The organism is Saccharothrix sp. AJ9571 (assembly GCF_021725495.1).
GTDB lineage: Bacteria > Actinomycetota > Actinomycetes > Mycobacteriales > Pseudonocardiaceae > Amycolatopsis > Amycolatopsis magusensis.
The window spans coordinates 2,228,856-2,246,456 of sequence record NZ_CP091382.1; the positions used below are offsets into that span (position 1 = coordinate 2,228,856).

At 71.4% G+C, this 17,601-nt stretch carries 18 protein-coding genes and 1 riboswitch; of the genes, 7 read left to right on the top strand and 11 right to left on the bottom strand.

All coding sequences use genetic code 11. From position 1 onward, the window contains the following. Positions 1-4: 4 nt before the first annotated feature. Entirely contained in the window at positions 5-853 is an 849-nt protein-coding gene (locus L3Q67_RS09695) for an aminotransferase class IV (protein ID WP_499189203.1), read from the bottom strand. 29 nt (positions 854-882) lie between these two features. Here L3Q67_RS09695 and ygfZ point away from each other — a divergent pair, with 29 nt between their 5' ends. The 3 genes from ygfZ (at position 883) to L3Q67_RS09710 (ending at position 3,627) form a co-directional block, all read left to right on the top strand. Further along, positions 883-2,010, top strand: a complete 1,128-nt coding sequence (gene ygfZ, locus L3Q67_RS09700; RefSeq protein ID WP_499189204.1) for a YgfZ/GcvT domain-containing protein — start codon at positions 883-885, stop codon at positions 2,008-2,010. A gap of 85 nt (positions 2,011-2,095) precedes the next feature. Next, positions 2,096-2,674 (top strand): RsiG family protein, encoded by a 579-nt coding sequence (locus L3Q67_RS09705; protein WP_209663612.1) that lies wholly within the window; start codon positions 2,096-2,098, stop codon positions 2,672-2,674. Next, entirely contained in the window at positions 2,671-3,627 is a 957-nt protein-coding gene (locus L3Q67_RS09710; RefSeq protein WP_499189205.1) for an asparaginase, read from the top strand. The genes L3Q67_RS09705 and L3Q67_RS09710 overlap by 4 nt, the downstream gene beginning before the upstream one ends. Here the strand turns inward: L3Q67_RS09710 and L3Q67_RS09715 are convergent. Continuing rightward, a complete protein-coding gene (locus L3Q67_RS09715; RefSeq protein WP_499189206.1) occupies positions 3,624-4,535 on the bottom strand; it encodes a DUF8083 family protein in 912 nt (303 codons plus the stop codon). The two genes, L3Q67_RS09710 and L3Q67_RS09715, sit on opposite strands and share 4 nt — an antisense overlap. Before the next feature lie 185 nt (positions 4,536-4,720). Between L3Q67_RS09715 and L3Q67_RS09720 the strand changes: the two genes are divergently transcribed. Both L3Q67_RS09720 and L3Q67_RS09725 read left to right on the top strand, forming a co-directional pair. Next, positions 4,721-4,909, top strand: a complete 189-nt coding sequence (locus tag L3Q67_RS09720; protein WP_499189207.1) for a DUF3073 domain-containing protein — start codon at positions 4,721-4,723, stop codon at positions 4,907-4,909. 106 nt (positions 4,910-5,015) lie between these two features. Further along, on the top strand, positions 5,016-5,873 hold the full coding sequence (locus L3Q67_RS09725) for a 3-hydroxybutyryl-CoA dehydrogenase (RefSeq protein ID WP_209663608.1): 858 nt from the start codon (positions 5,016-5,018) through the stop codon (positions 5,871-5,873). 92 nt (positions 5,874-5,965) lie between these two features. On the opposite strand, the gene L3Q67_RS09730 is transcribed toward L3Q67_RS09725, so the two are convergent. From L3Q67_RS09730 to L3Q67_RS09755, 6 genes are all read right to left on the bottom strand, one after another. Further along, complete coding sequence (locus L3Q67_RS09730) at positions 5,966-6,796, bottom strand: ECF transporter S component (RefSeq protein WP_423577113.1); 831 nt, start codon at positions 6,794-6,796, stop codon at positions 5,966-5,968. Next, positions 6,793-8,391 (bottom strand): ABC transporter ATP-binding protein, encoded by a 1,599-nt coding sequence (locus L3Q67_RS09735; RefSeq protein WP_499189208.1) that lies wholly within the window; start codon positions 8,389-8,391, stop codon positions 6,793-6,795. The genes L3Q67_RS09730 and L3Q67_RS09735 overlap by 4 nt, the downstream gene beginning before the upstream one ends. Further along, positions 8,388-9,470, bottom strand: a complete 1,083-nt coding sequence (locus L3Q67_RS09740; RefSeq protein WP_499189209.1) for an energy-coupling factor transporter transmembrane component T — start codon at positions 9,468-9,470, stop codon at positions 8,388-8,390. Before L3Q67_RS09740 ends, L3Q67_RS09735 begins: the two co-directional genes overlap by 4 nt. Further along, complete coding sequence (locus tag L3Q67_RS09745; RefSeq protein ID WP_499189210.1) at positions 9,460-10,329, bottom strand: ABC transporter substrate-binding protein; 870 nt, start codon at positions 10,327-10,329, stop codon at positions 9,460-9,462. The genes L3Q67_RS09740 and L3Q67_RS09745 overlap by 11 nt, the downstream gene beginning before the upstream one ends. Further along, positions 10,326-11,711 (bottom strand): prenyltransferase/squalene oxidase repeat-containing protein, encoded by a 1,386-nt coding sequence (locus L3Q67_RS09750; protein ID WP_499189211.1) that lies wholly within the window; start codon positions 11,709-11,711, stop codon positions 10,326-10,328. Before L3Q67_RS09750 ends, L3Q67_RS09745 begins: the two co-directional genes overlap by 4 nt. 81 nt (positions 11,712-11,792) lie before the next feature. Beyond that, positions 11,793-11,940: riboswitch (cobalamin riboswitch) on the bottom strand. Beyond that, on the bottom strand, positions 11,933-12,598 hold the full coding sequence (locus tag L3Q67_RS09755) for an SCO2322-related protein (protein ID WP_499189212.1): 666 nt from the start codon (positions 12,596-12,598) through the stop codon (positions 11,933-11,935). It overlaps the preceding riboswitch by 8 nt. 65 nt (positions 12,599-12,663) lie before the next feature. On the opposite strand from L3Q67_RS09755, the gene L3Q67_RS09760 reads away from it, so the two are divergent. Together L3Q67_RS09760 and L3Q67_RS09765 are read left to right on the top strand one after the other, a co-directional pair. After that, positions 12,664-13,557: a Gfo/Idh/MocA family protein gene (locus L3Q67_RS09760; protein WP_499189213.1), complete on the top strand. Its 894-nt coding sequence runs from the start codon at positions 12,664-12,666 to the stop codon at positions 13,555-13,557. Positions 13,558-13,608: 51 nt separating this feature from the next. Beyond that, a complete protein-coding gene (locus tag L3Q67_RS09765) occupies positions 13,609-14,244 on the top strand; it encodes a TNT domain-containing protein (RefSeq protein WP_499189214.1) in 636 nt (211 codons plus the stop codon). A 195-nt stretch (positions 14,245-14,439) separates the two neighbouring features. Here the strand turns inward: L3Q67_RS09765 and L3Q67_RS09770 are convergent, their stop codons facing one another. Genes L3Q67_RS09770 through L3Q67_RS09780 form a run of 3 tightly spaced genes read right to left on the bottom strand, consistent with a single transcriptional unit; the run spans position 14,440 to position 17,473 of the window. After that, positions 14,440-15,948: a tripartite tricarboxylate transporter permease gene (locus L3Q67_RS09770; RefSeq protein WP_499189215.1), complete on the bottom strand. Its 1,509-nt coding sequence runs from the start codon at positions 15,946-15,948 to the stop codon at positions 14,440-14,442. Further along, positions 15,948-16,490 carry a tripartite tricarboxylate transporter TctB family protein gene (locus L3Q67_RS09775; RefSeq protein ID WP_209663599.1) on the bottom strand — a complete coding sequence of 181 codons (543 nt, stop codon included), beginning with the start codon at positions 16,488-16,490 and terminating at the stop codon, positions 15,948-15,950. The genes L3Q67_RS09770 and L3Q67_RS09775 overlap by 1 nt, the downstream gene beginning before the upstream one ends. Then, positions 16,487-17,473 carry a Bug family tripartite tricarboxylate transporter substrate binding protein gene (locus L3Q67_RS09780; RefSeq protein ID WP_499189216.1) on the bottom strand — a complete coding sequence of 329 codons (987 nt, stop codon included), beginning with the start codon at positions 17,471-17,473 and terminating at the stop codon, positions 16,487-16,489. Before L3Q67_RS09780 ends, L3Q67_RS09775 begins: the two co-directional genes overlap by 4 nt. Positions 17,474-17,601: the final 128 nt, after the last annotated feature.

Below are 17,601 nucleotides of genomic sequence, written 5' to 3' on the forward strand. Positions count from 1 at the left end.
GGGCTCAGGCGTAGACGGCCTCGTAGGCGGCGCTCAGCTCCTGGTGCAGGGCGCTCGCCTCGGGCACGGTCTTGCCGTCCAGCGTGTGGACCCTGGTCAGCTTGCGCACCGAGGAAGCCAGGAACAGGCCGTCGCCGGAGTGCAGGTCGTCCACCGTCAGCGATTCGATCCGGCAGGTGAACCCGGCCCGCTCGGCACCGCGGTAGACCGCGGCCTGGGTGGTGCCGGGCAGGATCCCGATGGTGGCGGGCGGGGTGTAGAGCGTCCGGCCGCGCACCAGCACCACGGTCGCGGTCGGGCCTTCGAGCACCGAGCCGTCGGTAGCGGTGAAGATCACATCCGAGGCGCCGCGGCGGTCCGCTTCCCGCAGGGCGGCCATGTTCACCCCGTAGGACAACGACTTCGCGCCCAGCAGCAGCCACGGCGCGCGCTCGGCGAGCCCGGGGTCGATGCCGCGCTCCAGCGTCACCGCGGCGACGCCATCGGCACGGGCGCGCAGCACCTTCGGATCGATCTCCAGCCCCAGCGCGAAAGCGGTCGGCGCGGCGGCGGGATCACCTTCCAATCCCCTGGTGTAGACCAGTTTCACCGCGATTTCGCCGTCACCGGGCCAGTTCTCGATGACCAGCCGGACCGCGCGCTCCCACGCGGCCGCGTCCGGCTCCGGCAGGTCCAGCATCGCCGCCGAACGGGCGAGCCGGTCGAGGTGGGGCCGCAGTTCCCTCGGCTCCCCGTTCGCCACCAGGATGGTCTCGAACACCCCGTCACCGCGGAGCAGGCCGAGGTCGGTGACCCGGAGGTGGGCGGCGTCGGGATCGGCCAGAGTTCCGTCCAGGAAAGCAAGCACGCGCATGGGGCGACAGTACTCACTAGCATGGACCCATGCCCTACAGCTCACCTTTGCTCGAACTTCCGCGCGCGGTCGCCACACCGGACGACCATCCGGAGGCGGGCGTGCCATGGCACTGGGGTGATCCGTTCGCCGAGCAGCGGACCGCGGCCAGGTCGGTGGCCGTGGTGGACCGCTCGCACCGCGAGTTCATCAGCGTCAGCGGGCCGGAGCGGTTGTCCTGGCTGCACCTGGTGATCTCGCAGCACGTCACCGAGTTGCCCGCGGACAGCGGCACCGAGGCGCTGGTGCTGGACACGCACGGTCGCGTGGAGTCGCACATGGTGCTGGCGCACACGGGCGAGACCGTGCACCTGGACACCGATCCGGGTGCGCTGGCCACCAGCGCGCTGCCCAAGGGCGGGCAGCAGCCGCTGCTCGGCTACCTGGAGGCGATGAAGTTCTGGTCCCAAGTGGACATTCGCGACACCACCGCCGAATTCGCCCTGCTCACCCTGCTCGGCCCCGACGCGGACAAGATCCTGGGCGCACTGGACATTTCGCTCGGGGACGCGCCGTACAGCGTCACCGGGTTCGAGGGCGGTTTCGCGCGGCGCATGCCGTGGCCGGGCCGCAGCAGCGTCGACCTCGCCGTGCCCCGGGCCGACCTCTTCGCCTGGTGGACGCGCATCACCGACGCCGGGGCACGCCCCACGGGCAGCTGGACCTTCGACGCGCTGCGCGTGGAATCCCTGCACGCCCGCGTCGGCGTGGACACCGACGAACGCACGATCCCGCACGAGGTGAACTGGATCGGCTCGGCCGCGCACGTGGCCAAGGGCTGCTACCGCGGTCAGGAGACGGTCGCCAAGGTGCACAACGTCGGCCGCCCGCCGCGGCAGATGGTGTTGCTGCACCTGGACGGGTCCCCGGAGATCACCCCCGAGACGGGTGATCCGGTGCTGCTCGGCGAGAAGACCGTCGGCCGGGTGGGCAGTGTCATCCAGCACCACGAACTGGGCCCGATCGCGCTCGCCCTGCTCAAGCGGTCCGCGCCGACCACCGAAGAGCTGCTGGCCGGGGCCGAGGACCGCCGCATCCAGGCCACCGTCGACCCGGACTCGGTGCCGGCGGAAAAGGCGGCTCCGGGACGCGAAGCAGCCGCCCGGCTGCGCGGCTGAGGGGGCAATCCCTTCCGCAAGCGAAGTTTTGCGCCACACTGGTACCCCATCGCGGAACCCGGGGGGTAGCACGAAGGATGATCACGTGATTGAAGTCCGGCCTGGTGGACGCCGTCGCATCGACCGCGTCCTGAACCCCGAATACGTGCGCGGGCTCGACGAACTCACGCTCAACACCTTGCGCGAGCGCCGCAACGAGGCCGCGCAGGAGGAGACCGATCTGTCCTACCTGCGCCGCGTGCTGCACGCCCGCATCGACATCGTGCGCGCCGAGCAGCAGCGCCGGTCCAGCGGCGGGCTGAACGGCAGCGTGGTCGACCAGCTGGCGGCGATCCTGTCCGACAACGCGCTCGGCCACGACCGCCGTCAGCTCGGCAGGCTCCAGCAGCTGGAGCCGTCGCGCGCGGGCGACTACCGGCGGCAGGCCGAGGCGCTCGCGGGCAACTCCGACCTGACCGACGTCACCGAACTGGCCGACGCCAAGCTCGCCGCGACGCTGGCCGAGTACGGCCGCGCCGAGGAATCCGTGTCCACGCGCCGCCGCGAGGTGCAGGCCGTGGTCGACACCATCAACGGCGAGATCGCCGGCCGCTACGCCGAAGGGCTGGCCTCGGTCGACGAACTGCTCGCCAGTGAACGAGGGAAACGCGAGGACGCTTCTTGAACCCCACGCTCGTCGAGGTGGTCCGCTCCGGTTTCGTCGAGAGCGTCCACCGCGGGTCACTGCTGATCACCGGACCCGGCGGCGAGCCGGTGCTCGACCTGGGTGAGACCGGGGTCCCGGTGTACCCGCGCTCGTCGAACAAGCCGCTGCAGGCACTCGGGATGCTGCGTGCCGGGCTGGAGGTCGACGACGAGGACCTGGCGATCATCTGCGCCTCGCACAACGGCGAACCCGAGCACGTCCGCCGGGTCGCCGCCCTGCTGTCGCGGTACGGGCTGAGCGAGTCGGACCTGCGGTGCCCGGCCGACTACCCGCTGCACGGCCCGAGCCGGATCGCCGCGATCCGCGCCGGTGAGCCGGACAGGCTGGCGATGAACTGCTCCGGCAAGCACGCGGGCATGCTGGTCACCTGCGTGCAGCGCGGCTGGTCCACCGAGGACTACCTCTCACCGGACCACAAGCTCCAGCGGATCATCGGCGAAGCCGTCGAGGACGTGATCGGCGAAGAGATCGCGCACACCGGCGTCGACGGCTGCGGCGCACCGCTGTTCGCCTTCTCGCTGGCCGCGCTGGCGCGCTCGTTCTCCCGGCTGGTCACCTCGGCCGACGAGGCCGAGCGGCGGATCGCCGCGTGCATGCGCGCCAACCCGTGGCTGATCGGCGGCACCGGCCGCGAGGACACCGTGCTGATGCTGGCGGTCGAGGGACTGCTGGCGAAGGGCGGCGCGGAAGGCGTGCACGCGGTGGCGCTGCCGGACGGGTCCGCGGTCACGGTGAAGATCGACGACGGCGGTCAGCGCGTCCGTGAGGCGGTGCTGGTGACCGCGCTGCGGCGGCTCGGGCACACCCCGGCCTCCGAAGCCGCGGCGTCCGTTTTGGACGGTCTCGCGCGCGGCGCCGGGTGGGTGCTCGGCGGTGGCCGTGAGGTCGGCGGGTTCCGGGTGACGTTCTAGTTGAAGCGCTCGCGGGCGGCGAGCTCGCTCCAGTAGTCGCGCAACTCGCTGAACAACTCCGCCAGCTCTTCGACGTTGCCCTCGCGCAGCGCGTCGAGGATGTTGTGGACGTCCTCGGCGGTCTTGTCCGACTCCAGGATCGGGTCGGCGATGAGCTGCACCAGGCCGCCGTAGTCCAGTTCCACCGCGGAGCCGGGGTGGAAGTGGGCCAGCCAGCGGCCGGTCTCCTCCAGCACCCGGCTGGGGCCGGAGTCGCCGAAGGTCTGCTCGACCAGCTCGTAGGCCTCCTCGACCCGGCGCTGGGCGTCACCCATGGCCACCCGCCAGGACAGCTCGCGCCGCGGGTCGTGGCGGGACGCGCCGAGCACCAGGCGCCGCTGGTCCGGGTCGACCAGCGCGAACCACGGCAGCGGCACGGTCCAGGTGGTGGACAGCACGTGCACCACCGAGCCGCGCAACTCCGCCAGCGCGGCGGCGGTCTTGGCGCGGAGGGACTCGGCCGTCACGCCACCGGAGGTGAGCACGGCGGCCCGGAGCGCGGGATGGGCGTCGCCGAGGAAGTTGACCAGTGCGGCGGCCGAGCGGGCGCGGAGGTCCAGCGGGCAGACGAGCGGACCGGGGCCGATCTCGGCGCCGCCGTCGGGCACCACCGGCACCTCGGTGGGATCGAGCACCAGTACGTCGCTTTTCGCGCTCGGCGCCGGGCGGCCGTCGATCAGCTCGGCCGGCAGCAGGCGGGCGGGCGTGGTCACCTGTGACCTGAGCCACATGCGCTGTTCGCGTTCACCCGCACCGGCGCGGGTCAGCATCGCCTTCTCCACCGCGTCGGCGAGGCGCGGGTCGACGGGATCGCCGAACGCGGACAGGGGCTCGTACACCCGGAGGTAGGCCACGAACGGACGAAGCACTCATGAATCGTGACACGGCTACCTGCGCGGATCACCACCGGAGGTCAATGTCGCGTCTTGCACACCGTGCCGCGTCGCATTCCACCCCCCGGACACGGTACGGTGTGTTCAGGAAAGAATTGTCGAGACGATGCGGGGCCGCCGCTACCCCCGGCCGCCCCGCCCCTGTGCGAGGGGGTCGAGCCATGGGGCGCGGCCGGGCTAAGGCTAAGCAGACGAAGGTGGCGCGGGAGCTCAAGTACTCCTCCCACGAAACCGACTTCGACGCTTTGCAGCGCGAGCTGTCTGGTAGGTCCTCCGACAGTAGCGAGAAGCGCGAGGACGATCAGCGATACGAAGACCCGTACGACGAGTACGACGAGTATCGCCGCTGAACGCGAGCACGCGAGGGTGGGTCGGCCGGTTACCCCGGCGCCCACCCTCGCGTCACGCGTGCTGCCTCCACGGACAGGGTCCACAGGGTCCAACTAGGAGGCACGGATGCGGGTTGAACGAGTCGGAGTGATCGGCGCGGGCCTGATGGGCTCGGGTATCGCCGAGGTACACGCGAGGGCAGGCCTCGACGTGGTGGTCAACGAGGTGTCCCAGCCTGCGCTGGACGCTGGGCGCAAGCGCGTCGAAAAGTCGCTCGAGCGCGGCACCCGCAGCGGCAAACTCTCCACAGAGGACGCCGAGGCGGCGCTGGGCAGGCTGACCTTCACCACCGACCTCGACGCGTTCGCCGATCGCGACCTGGTGGTCGAGGCCATCCTCGAGCAGGAACAGGCCAAGGTCGAGGTGTTCGGCACGCTCGACAAGGTGGTCACCCGCGAGGACGCGATCTTCGCCTCCAACACCTCGTCGATCCCGATCATGAAGCTGGGCATGGCCACCAAGCGGCCCGCCCAGGTGGTCGGCATCCACTTCTTCAACCCGGTTCCGGTGCTGCCGCTGGTCGAGCTGGTGCCTTCGCTGCTGACGAGCGAAGAAACCGTGCAGGCTGCGGACCGGCACGCCACCGAGACGCTGGGCAAGACGGTGATCCGCTCGCAGGACCGCGCCGGGTTCATCGTGAACTCGCTGCTGGTGCCGTACCTGCTCTCGGCGATCCGGATGATCGAGTCGGGCTTCGCCTCCGCCGAGGACATCGACCGCGGGATGGAGCTGGGCACCGCCCACCCGATGGGCCCGCTGCGGCTGTCCGACCTGATCGGGCTGGACACCATCAAGGCGATCGCGGACTCGATGTACGCCGAGTTCAAGGAGCCCCTGTACTCGTCGCCGCCCCTCCTGCTGCGCATGGTCGACGCGGGCCTGCTGGGCAAGAAGACCGGCCGGGGCTTCTACTCCTACAGCTGAGCACCCGGCTGGCGGATGCTATGAGTGGGGCATTACTTGCATTGAACGCTAGTAATGCCCCACTCATAGCGTTGGCCGGAGGCCGCGCGGGGCTAGGGGCGGAAGGTGACGGGGGCGGAGAAGGCGGCGCGCCGGGAGGCTCGCCGCAGGGTGGCCAGGACGGCGGGGCCGACCAGCACGATGGCGATCAGGTTCGTCACCGCGCGGCCGGTGTCCCAGCCGAAGGTCGAAGTCAGCAGCGAGAAGACGAAGAACCGGTGCAGGTTCGCGCCGACGTCGTCGCCGGGGACGAAGGCCAGGCCGGCGGTTTCCGGCGACATCGAGGTCCCGGCCAGGAACGGCCAGAACCACATGTTCATCACGAACCCGAAGAAGTACGCCGCCACCACGCCGTAGGCGCCGAGCATGGCGATCTCCGCCTTGCCCCGGACCCGGTGCGGCAGCAGTCCGGCCCCCAACCCCAGCAGCGATGACGACAGCATCTGGAACGGCAGCCAAGGCCCCACCCCCGCGGTGAGCAGCGCCGAGGCGAACAGCGAAGTCGAGCCCAGCACGAACCCGAAGCCCGGCCCGAACACCCGCCCGGCCAGCACGATCAGGAAGAACACCGTCTCGATGCCGCCGGTGCCCGCGCCCAGCGGCCGCAGCCCGGCGTTGATCGCCGACAGCACGCCCAGCATGGCCAGCGCCTTCGAGTCGATGCCGCCGCCGGAAACCTCGGCGAGCACGATCAGGATCAGCACCGGCAGGGTGAACATGAAGATGAACGGCGCGTCCGCCGAGTGCGCCTGCGCGTTCGGCTCCGGTGAGGCGAACAGGGGCCAGAAGAACATCGACAGGCCGAGCACCGCGGCGATGGTCAGCACCAGCGCCGAGCGCGGGGTGATGCGGACGACCTTGGGGCGTTCCAAGAAGTCGGTCATGCCAGCGCCTTCGCCACCTGGTCGACGGTGAGCCATTCCGCGGGCGCCAGCACCTTCGCCACCTGCGGCGCGAAGGCGGGCGATGCGACCACCACCTCGGCGGTCGGGCCGTCGGCGACCACGTCACCCTCGGCCATCACCACCACGCGGTCGGCCGCCGTCGCGACGAACTCCACGTCGTGGGTGGCGAGCACGATGGCCGCGCCCTCCGCCGCCAGCTCGGCCAGTACCGCGCCGAAGTGCCGTTTGGCGTGGTAGTCCAGGCCGCGCGTCGGCTCGTCGAGCAGCATCACTTCGGGCCTGGCGGTCAACTGGATCGCCAGCACCAGCGCCAGCCGCTGCCCTTCGGAGAGGTCGCGCGGGTGTTTGCCGCCGTCGATGCCGGGGGTGAGCCGATCGAGCATCGCGCGGCAGCTGCCCTGCCCGGCTTCGGATTCGAGGTCGGCCTGCGCGCATTCGGCGTCGACGGAATCGAGGTAGAGCAGGTCACCGGGGGTCTGCGGCACCAGGCCGACCAGCTTCCGCGCGCGGTGCGGCTTGAGCGACTTCGGGTCCTGCCCGCCGACGTCCACCTTGCCGCCGTGACGCGGGCCGCTGCCCTGCAACGCCCACAGCAGCGACGACTTGCCCGAGCCGTTGCGGCCCATCAGCGCGGCGATCTGCCCGCCACGCAGGTCCAGGCTGACCTCGCGCACGGCCACCAATTCGCCGTAGCGCACCACGATCTTCGACGCCGCCAGCTTCACCGGCGTGTCCACGCGTTCGGGGGCCACCGGCGTCCGCCCGGCGAGCCGTTCCCGCAGCGGCCCGGCGCGGCGTCGCGCGTCCCGCACCGAGAGCGGCAGCGGTGACCACCCCGCCAGCCTGCCCAGTTCGACCAGCGGGGGCGCGACATCGGCGTCGGTCAGGATCTCGGCGGGGGTGCCCGAGCGGATCGAGCCGTCGCCGGGCAGGTAGAGCAGCCGGTCGGCGTACTGCGCGACCCGTTCCATCCGGTGCTCGGCGACCACCACGGTGGTGCCGAGGTCGTGCACCAGCCGGGTGATCGCGGCGAGCACCTCCTCGGCCGCGGTCGGGTCCAGCGCCGAGGTCGGCTCGTCCAGCACCAGCACCTTCGGGTGCGCGGTGAGCACCGAACCGATGGCCACCCGCTGCTGCTGCCCGCCGGACAACGTCCTCAGTGGACGGTGGCGCAGATCGGCGACGCCCAGCAGGTCCAGCGTCTCCTCCACCCGCTTGCGCATCACCTCGGGCGGCACGGCCAGCTGCTCCATGCCGTAGGCCAGTTCCTCCTCGACGGTGTCGGTGACGAACCCGGCCAGCGGGTCCTGCCCGACCACGCCGACCAGCTCGGCGAACTCCCGCGGCGGGTGCTGCGAGGTGTCCTTGCCCGCCACCCGCACGCTGCCGCGCAGGTGCCCGCCGGTGAAGTGCGGCACCAGGCCGTTGATGGCGCCGAGGAAGGTCGACTTGCCCGAGCCGGTCCGCCCGGCGACCAGGCACAGCTCGCCCTCCTCCACCAGGAGGTCCACATCGGACAGCACCGGCGTGGTGGCCTCGGCGTAGGTGAGGCTCACCCGCGAGAACTCGATCATGACCGGACCCCCTCCCCGGAGAGCAGCGGTGGCGGCGCCAACCAGGCGGGCAGCACCCCCAGCAACAACGCCCCAGCGTGCCACGGGGAAACCTCCGGCCAGCGCAGCGGGTTCAGTGACGGGTAGAGGTTCGCCGCGTCGAGCTGGGTGGTGGCGAACAGCAGCGCCGCCGCGCCGACCCCGGCCACGGCCACCGCGGTTTCCGGCCAGTGACACGGGTCCGGCCGGTAGGTGGTGCGCCGGATGCGGCGGCCGCCGAGCAGGAACCCGGTCACCGACACGACCAGCCCGCCGACCAGCAGGGGCGCGCCCAGCCAGGTCGACGTGCCGTCGAGCACGCCGTAGACGCCGACGCAGACGCCGGTCAGCCCGGCCAGCACGCAGGTCCCGACGACGATCCGCACGGACCGCGGCAGGTAACCGCGACGCCCGTAGCCACGCGAATCCATCGCCGAGGCCAGCATCAGCGAGCGGTCCATGGCGTCTTCGAGCACCGGGATGATGATGCCCTTCAACGCCCGCATGCCCTTCTGGCGCCCCGCCCGCAGCCGCCGCGCGCGGCGCACCCGCAGCACGCTCTCGGCGAGCTGCGGCGCGACCGACAGGGCGACGGTGACCGCGGTGCCGACCTCGTACAGCGCGCCCGGGACCGCCTTGAGCAGGCGTTTCGGGTTCGCCAACGCGTTCGCCGCGCCGACGCAGAGCACCATGGTGGCCAGGCGCAGGCCGTCGTAGAAGCCACCGAGCAGTTCCTCGGCCGTGGTCGGGCCGAGCAGGGTGATCCCGGTGGCGATCGCCGGCAGCGGGATCTCCGGCAGGTCGAACAGCACGTGCCCGCCGTCCATCCCGCCGATCAGGATCCGGAACAGCACCCGCATCACCACGATGAACAGCCCGATGTAGGCGTAGAGCCGGAAGGCCAACGCCCAGGGCGCGTCACTGCGCCGGTTCGCCACCACGAAGCACAGCACGGCGATGATCAGGCCGAGCAGGAACGGGTTGGTGGTGCGGCTGGCGGCGACCGCGAGCCCGAGGGCCCACAGCCACCACGCGGCCGGGTGGAGGTTCCTAGGAAGCACGGTGGCGACGGTAGGCGGTGACCCCCGCGGCCCCGCCGACCAGGAGCACCGCGGCCCCGCCGAGCACCGCGCCCCACGGGAAGCCGGAGTCCTGGGTGGACGGCAGCGCCTCACCACCGGTCCAGGCGACCCCGCCCGGCGCGACGCCACCGGCCAGCGACTCGGCGGGCGATGCCGTGGCCGGTGCCGCGACGGCGGCCGACGACGTGGGCGCGGCCGAACTGGTCGGCGCGGGTGGCTCCGCGAGCGGCGCGTCCACAGCCGGAGCGGCTTCCTCCGGCGCGGGCGGGGCGATCGGCACCCCGTCGTGGCCCGGGATCGCGCCGTTCTGCTGGTCGGCGGGCGGCGGTGGCTCGACGGCCTGGCCCGGCCGGACCGGGCCGATGCGCGGTGCCGGATTGGTCTGCGCGGTCTTGCCCAGCGAGAACGACCAGCCCTCGAAGCTGCCCAGCGGCGGCTTCCGGTTCATCACGCCGTACTGGCTGTAGGACCAGCCGCCGCCGTTGGGCGCGTGCCAGTAGCCCCAGTACGCCGTGGTGGGCGGGGTGTCGATGCAGGCTTCGGACTCCGGGCCCGGCTTGCCCTCGACCCGGCAGACGAACGACAACCCCCAGCGCTGCACGCCGGTGAGCTCCAGCCCGGCGTTCTGCAGCGCGCTCAGCCCGCTCGCCTGATCGCCCGGGGCGCAGCGGATGATCGAGTCGCCGCCGAGCTCGTGGAAGTCGATCACCACGGTGACCCCGTTGCCGTCCGGGCAGTACCCGGGCGTGCCCCTGCCGTGGTCGACGGCCGAAGCGGTGGCCACCGGCGCCACGGCCAGCACCAGTGCGGTGGCCGCGGCGATCCGCGCGAGTCTCATCGGAGGCTCCTCCTTCGTCCGGCGACCAGCAGGCCGACGCCGGCGGCGACCAGCACCACACCGCCGACGGCGAACTCCGCGACCGGGGCGCCGGTCTGGGCGAGTTTCTTCTGCGGGGAAGAGCCGGCGGTGTTCTGGGGCGCCGCCGCGAAACCGGCGGAGGAACTCGTGCCCGGCTGGGTGCTGCTCGACTGGCTCGACGAGCTGGACGCGGGCGGAGCCGACGAGGACGACGACGGCACCGAGGTCTCCGACGGCGGGTCGACCGGATCGGGGCCGGGACCGGGGTCGACGGGCGTGTGGGTGATCGGCACCTTCGCCAGCGCCAGCAACGCCTGCGCGGTAGTCCGGCGCCACTGGTCGCGCTGCATGTCCGGGATCCTGCCGCCGACCGCGTTCGCCACGGCGTCGTCGAAGGACTCCTTGTGGTAGGCGATCGCGCCCAGTTCGCCGGTGGCCTTCCCGGCGTTCTGCGTGGTCAGCTGGTGGGTCACCACCCAGTCGGCGGCTCGGTTCGCGGCCGTGGTGTTCCCGCTGGCGGCCAGCGCCTGCCCGGCGAGACCGGTCGAGTTGGTGTTGGAGCCGACGGTCGGCCCCGAACCGCCGAACGAGCCGTCGGCGCGCTGGGTCCGCGCCAGGTAGGCCGCGCCCTTGTCGACGGCGGCCTTCGCCCCGGCGATCCCGGTCTTGTCGGCCTCCAGCAGCGCCTGCACCGCCATGCCGGTGGAATCCGGGTCGATGGTGCTGTCGTCGGTGCAGGCCATCGAGCCTTCGGCGAAGGAGCCGCCGAGGCGGAAGCCACCGGCCGGGCACTGCTGCTTGACCAGGAAGCCGACCGCGTCCGGGGGCACGCCGCCGCTGCGGGCCAGGCCGAGCACGGCGAGCGCCTGGTCGAAGGTGTTGCTCTCGTCGTTGCCGGTGTTCTTGCTGCGCAACTGGCCCTTGAAGTCGCCGTCGGGCGCGATCAGCTCGAGGGTGGCCTGCCGGATGTCGCGGCCGGTGAAGTTCTTCGGGTCACGACCGGCGCTGACCGCGGCGGTGAGCGTCTTGGCCGTGGCCCCGGCGATCCAGGCGGTCGTGTTCGCGTCGATCGGGAAGGTGTAGTAGCCCGCGCCGCCGGTGTTGATCGCGTCGGCCACGGCCGTCACCTCGGGCCGTCCGGTGGCGCTGAGCGCGAACAACGCGTCGATGGTCAGGCCCCAGTCGGTGCCCATGAAGCCGGGGAGCGTGCCGCCGGTCAGCTCACCGGCCAGCCACTTCGCGGCGGTGGCCCCGGCGGCGGTGTGCTTGTCGGCTTCGGCGGCGGGCGAGGGCAGCGCGATCGCGGCCACGAGCGCTCCCGCACCGGTGATCCCGGCGAGCGCACGGACGAAGGCACGCATGAACGACCTTTCCCGGGACGCCCGGGAAACACGCGCGGCGCGGAGCCACTTCCCCAGGACTCCGCCCGCAATCCTCGACAGTGGAGCCTTGCCTGCTCGGCGGGCAGTCCGGCTCACGCCGCGAGGCGGCGTTCACGGTTGCGGGTCAGCGCCGGAATCGCACCGGCTTCCCCCACACGAGCACTTGACAGTAACCCACAGCGGTGGAACCACGGAAGCGATCAGGCAGAGCGCTTCCGCCGGTAGACAGTGATCCCGGCCGCTCCGCCGACCAGGAGCACCGCGGCTCCGCCGAGCACCGCGCCCCACGGGAAACCGGAATCCTGCGGCGCCGGAAGTGCCTCGCCGCCGTTCCACGCGACTCCGCCCGGCGTGACGCCGGAGGTCCCGGTCTGCCGGACCGGCGCGAGCCGCGGGGCCGGGGTGGCGTCGGCGCTCTTGTCCTTGGCGAACGACCAGCCTTCGAAACTGCCCGCCGGGGGCTTCGAGTCCTGCACGCCCGACTGCGCGAACGCCCAGTTCCCGCCCTCCGGCGCCTGCCAGTAGCTCCAGTACGCGGTGACCGGCGGGTAGTCGGCGCAGCCCTCGGCCTCCGGCCCCGGCTTGCCCTCGATCCGGCAGAGCGTGGCCAGCCCCCAGCGCTGTGAGCCGGTCAGCTCGAAGCCCGCGTTCTGCAGCGCGCTCAGGCCGCTGGCCTGTTCGCCGGGGGCGCAGCGGACGATCGGCTCCCCGCCCAGCTCGTGGAAGTCGACCACCACGGTGACCCCGTTGGCGTCCTGGCAGTACCCCGGCGTGCCTTTGCCCTGGTCCACCGCGGCGGCGGTGGTCACCGGAGCGAGGGCCGCGGTGAGCACCGCGACCGCGAGGACTGACCGAAGCCGGCGCATGGGACGACCTTTCTCCAGAGGGCACCAGACGTTAACCCACGCCAGGCGTGAGGCAGGATGTCACCGTGGATCAGCAGTTGCGCGTAGGCCTTGTCGGTGGCGGTCCCTGGGCGAAGACGGTGCACGCGCCGGGATTGGCGGAGCACCCCGGCACCGCGCTGACCGCGATCTGGACTCGCCGCCCCGAAGCCGCGCGCGAACTGGCCGAGGCGCACTGCGCCACGGCCGTGGAAACGGTGGACGACCTGCTCGAGCAGGTCGACGCGGTGGCCTTCGCGGTCCCGCCCGCCGTGCAGGGCGAGATCGCCATCCGCGCGGCGGCCGCGGGCAAGCACCTGATCCTGGAGAAGCCGATCGCCGCGGACCTCGAAACCGCCGAACGGCTGGCCGCGACCGTGGCCGAGGCGGACGTCGCCGCGCTGGTCATGTTCACCCTGCGGTTCGCCATCCAGACGCAGGAGTGGCTGGCCGGGCTCAAGGAAGCGGGCGGCTGGACCGGCGGCAGCGCGCGCTGGCTCTCCGGCGCCCTGCTGAACGAGACCTACCGCGACTCGGCGTGGCGGCACGAGGTCGCGGGCGCGCTCGCGGACGTCGGACCGCACGCATTCGACCTGCTCGACGCGGCGCTGGGCCCGATCACCGGCGTGCTCGCCGCGCACCGGAACGACGGCGACCTGTGGACCGTGCTGCTCGAGCACGAAGGCGGCATCACCAGCACCGCCACGCTCACGCTGCGGCTGCCGATCATGCCCACGGTGGTGGAACTGGCGGTGTACGGCGAGACCGGGTTCCGCTGCGTGAACCAGCGGCCGGGCACGCCGCAGGACAGCTACACCGCCCTGCTCGACGACTTCGCCGCGCTGATCGCCAGCGGTACGCGGGCCCATCCGTGTGACGTCCAGCGGGGGCTGCACATCCAGCGCGTGATCGACCAAGCCCTTCGGGTGGTTTCGAAGTAGCCCGGATAAGGCGGTACCCGGCGCGTTCGCGGCCGGGAAGAATTCCCGATCATGCGCTGGATCAAGAGTCTCGCGGCCACTCTGGCCCTGTTTTCCGCGGTGCTGGTCGTGCCGCCGACGGCTTCGGCTTCGACCGAAGGCCACCTCACCGAATGCTCGGCGGACTTCTTCCACGACGACAAGCGGCTGGGCCCGGAACGACTGCCGAAACTCGGCGTGGTCGGCTGGCAGTTGCTGGGCTACCACCGCACCGGGCACCAGCCGGTCGACCGGTTCCTCGACGAGTACTACGACGAAGCCGCGGGCAGCTGGCGCTATCCGCCCGCCGACGGTTACGTGATCGGCCCGGACGGGCAGCCGGACCGCGAGGTCGGCGAGCTGGAGCCGGGCGAGCGGATCGACCGCTACGGCAGTGAGTACGGCGGTTTCCTGGCCCCGAAGGGCTCGCACTACGGCGCCCGCGCGATCCCGCCGTCGAACCTCGTCGGCACCCCGGCCGAACTGTGCAACTACCGCGCCTACCGGGTGCTGCGCGAGTTCGACGTCTACGAAGGCCCGGTCGCGCCGTGGTTCGCGCAACCGGGCGGCGGACAGCAGTTCCAGCTGAACGGTTCCTTGGTGCCGGGCGCCCCGGCCCAGCTGAACGTCCTGTGGCTGGTCGACAACGGCTACCTCGCCCGCCTCTGAATGCTATGAGTGGGGGCAGGCGTGCCTCATCGGGAGCCGGGCGAGTCCCACGTTCCTGCAACCGAGTCCCACGTTCAGGCAGCCGAACCCCACACTCGGGGCCTCAAGCCAGCCAAGTCGGCTTAGGCGAATGCTATGAGTGGGGCATTACTAGCGTTCAATGCTAGTAATGCCCCACTCATAGCATTGGCACCGTCAGGCGTCGATGCGTTCCTGGGCCGGGGTGCGCGACTTGCGGAGTTTGCGCAGCAGCGGCCAAGCCAGCAGGATCGCGATGATCACGTAGACCACCACCGCCATCGGCGAGTTCACCAGGCCGGACAGCTGACCGTCGGACAGTTGCAGCGCCCGGCGCATCTGTTGTTCCGCGCTCGGCCCGAGGATCACGCCGAGCACCGCGGGCAGCACCGGCAGCCCGTAGCGCCGCATGGTGAACCCGATCAGCCCGATGATGAACAGCAGCACCAGGTCGATCACCTCACCGCCGACCGCGTAGGCGCCGACGCTGGCGAAGAACAGGATGCCCGCGTACAGGTACGGCCGCGGGATCCGCAGCAGCTTCGCCCACACCGGCGCCATCGGCAGGTTGATCACCAGCAGCAGCACCGTGCCGACGAACAGGCTGGCGATCAGGCCCCACACCAGCGCCGACTCGCGTTCGAACAGCAGCGGTCCCGGCTGGATGCCGTACTGCTGGAACGCCGCCAGCATCACCGCGGCCACCGCGGTGGTCGGCAGGCCCAGCGTCAGCATCGACACCAGCGTCCCGGCGGCCGAGGCGCTCGCCGTGGATTCGGGACCGGCGACGCCTTCGATGGCGCCCTTGCCGAACTCGTCCTTGTGCTTGGAGAGCCGCTTTTCCGTGACGTAGGACAGGAAAGTCGGGATCTCCGCGCCACCGGCTGGGATCGCGCCGAACGGGAACCCGATCAGCGGCCCGCGCAGCCACGGCTTCCAGGTCCGGCGAAGGTCCGCTTTGGACAGCCACGGCCGCCCGACCGGGATCGGCTTGGCCTGCTTCTGCCGCAGGTGCGCGGCCACCCACAGCGACTCGCCGACGGCGAACAGGCCGACCGCCACGATCACCACGTCGATGCCGTCGGACAGGTGCAGCGAGCCGAAGGTCAGCCGCGACTGCCCGGTCATCTCGTCCAGCCCGACCAGGCCGATGGTCAGCCCGATCAGCAGCGAGGCGAACCCGCGGACGCGGGACTTGCCGAGCACCGAGGTCACCGCGATGAACGCGAGCACCATGATGGCGAAGTAGTCCGGCGCGCCGATGTCCACCGCGAGCTTGGCCACCAGCGGCGCCAGCAGCACCAGCGCCGTGGTGCCGATGATGCCGCCGATGAAGTGCCCGATCGCCGCCGCGGCCAGTGCCTGCGAGCCGCGGCCGTTGCGAGCCATGGGATTGCCTTCGATGGCCGCGACCACCGCCGCGCTCTCACCGGGGGTGTTCAGCAGGATCGAGGTGGTCGAACCACCGAACATGCCGCCGTAGTAGATGCCGGCGAACATGATGAACGCCGCGGTCGGGTCGAGCCCGTAGGTCACCGGCAGCAGCAGGGCCACCGCCATCGCCGGGCCGATGCCCGGCAGCACGCCGATCGCGGTGCCGAGGATGACGCCGATCGCGGCGAAGAGCAGGTGCTGCGGGGTGAGCGCGGTGCCGAACCCGTCCAGCAGATTGGTCAGCGCGTCCATCACAGCACTCCCATCAGCGGGCCGCCGGGCAGCGGGACCCCGAGCAGTTCGTTGAACGCCAGCCAGGTGATCACCGAGACCGCGGCCGCGATCAGCGGATCACGCACGTGGTTGCGACTGCCCAGCGCGAACGCGGCACCCCAGAACATCAGCGCCGAGGAGATCGGGAAGCCGACGGTGTCGATCAGCGCCGCGTTCAGCAGGAACGCCCCGGCCAGCATCAGCACCGTGCGCCAGTCGGTCGGCGCGTCGAGGTCGATGTCCTCACCGGCTTCGGCCTCACCACGACCGCCGCGCAGCACGTTCACCGCGAGCAGGGCGGCGACCAGCACCAGCGCGGAACCGACCAGCACCGGCACCGCCTTCGGCCCGACCGGCCCACGCTGGGTGAAGTCGGTCGGAATGCTCAGCGCGTCGGTGAGCACCAGCACACCGGTGGCCAGCAGCAGCACGCAGATGCCCAGCTCGGAGTGCTCGCGCCACCAGCTCTGCTTCTCCGGCGGCCGGTCGTCCACCGGCTCGTTGTCCACTGTGGTCGTCATGCCAGCCCCAACTCCTTCAGCACCGAAGCGACCCGGTCGTTCTCCGCCTTGAGGAAGGCGCCGTACTCGTCACCGGCGGAAAACGCGTTGGTCCAGCCGTTGAGCCGCAGCGCGTCCTGCCACTGCTGGGTGTCCTGCAGCCGGGTGAACAGCGACACCAGCTTTTCCCGGTCCCCGTTGGAGATCCCCGGCGGCGCGACGATGCCGCGCCAGTTCGTGAAGCTGACGTCCACTCCGGACTCCTGCAGCGTCGGCGCGTCCATGCCGGGCACGCGCTGCGGGCTGGTGACCGCCAGCGCGCGCAGTTCGCCGGCCTCGATCTGGTCGCGGGTCTCGCCGACGCCGGAGACGCCGAAGCCGACCTTGCCGCCGAGCACCGAGGCCATCAGCTCGCCACCGCCGTCGAACGGCACGTAGTTCACCGTGGCCGGGGCGATTCCCGCGGCCTTGGCCATCAGCATCGGCGCGAGGTGGTCGGGTCCGCCGGGGGCCGAGCCGCCGCCGACCGGCACCGCACCGGGGTTGGCCTTCCAGGCTTCGATCAGCTGGCCGATGTTCTGGTACGGCGAGTCCTTGCCCACCACCACGACGTCGGATTCCTCGGTCAGCTTCGCGATCGGCGTGGTGTCCTGCAGCGAGGAGGGCGAACGGTTGGTGTAGACCGCGCCGACCACGCCGAGGCCCATCGACATCGCGAGCTTGCCGTTGCCGCGTTCGTTGACCAGCCTGCCGAGGCCGACCGTGCCGCCGGCGCCGGGCAGGTTGAACACCTCGGTGGAGCCGTTGAGCCCGGCTTCCTCGATGGCCTTGACCGCGGTGCGCGCGGTGATGTCGTAACCACCGCCCGGCGAGTTCGGCACCATCACCCGGAAGTTGCGGATCTGGTCACCGGTCTCGTCGCTGCCGGTGGACACCAGCGGTGGGATGAGCAGGACCAGCAGTGCGGCGACCAGCACCGACAGCCAGGTCTTGGGGTTCTTCATCAGGCACTCCGTTGTACGCCTGGGTGACCTCGGTTACCCCGAGGCCCGGTTAGCGAGTCATCGTGCCTCCGGGCGGGGCATCTGTCTCGCTTGCGCGCTTATCGGTACTTGTGTTCCTTTTGCTCACG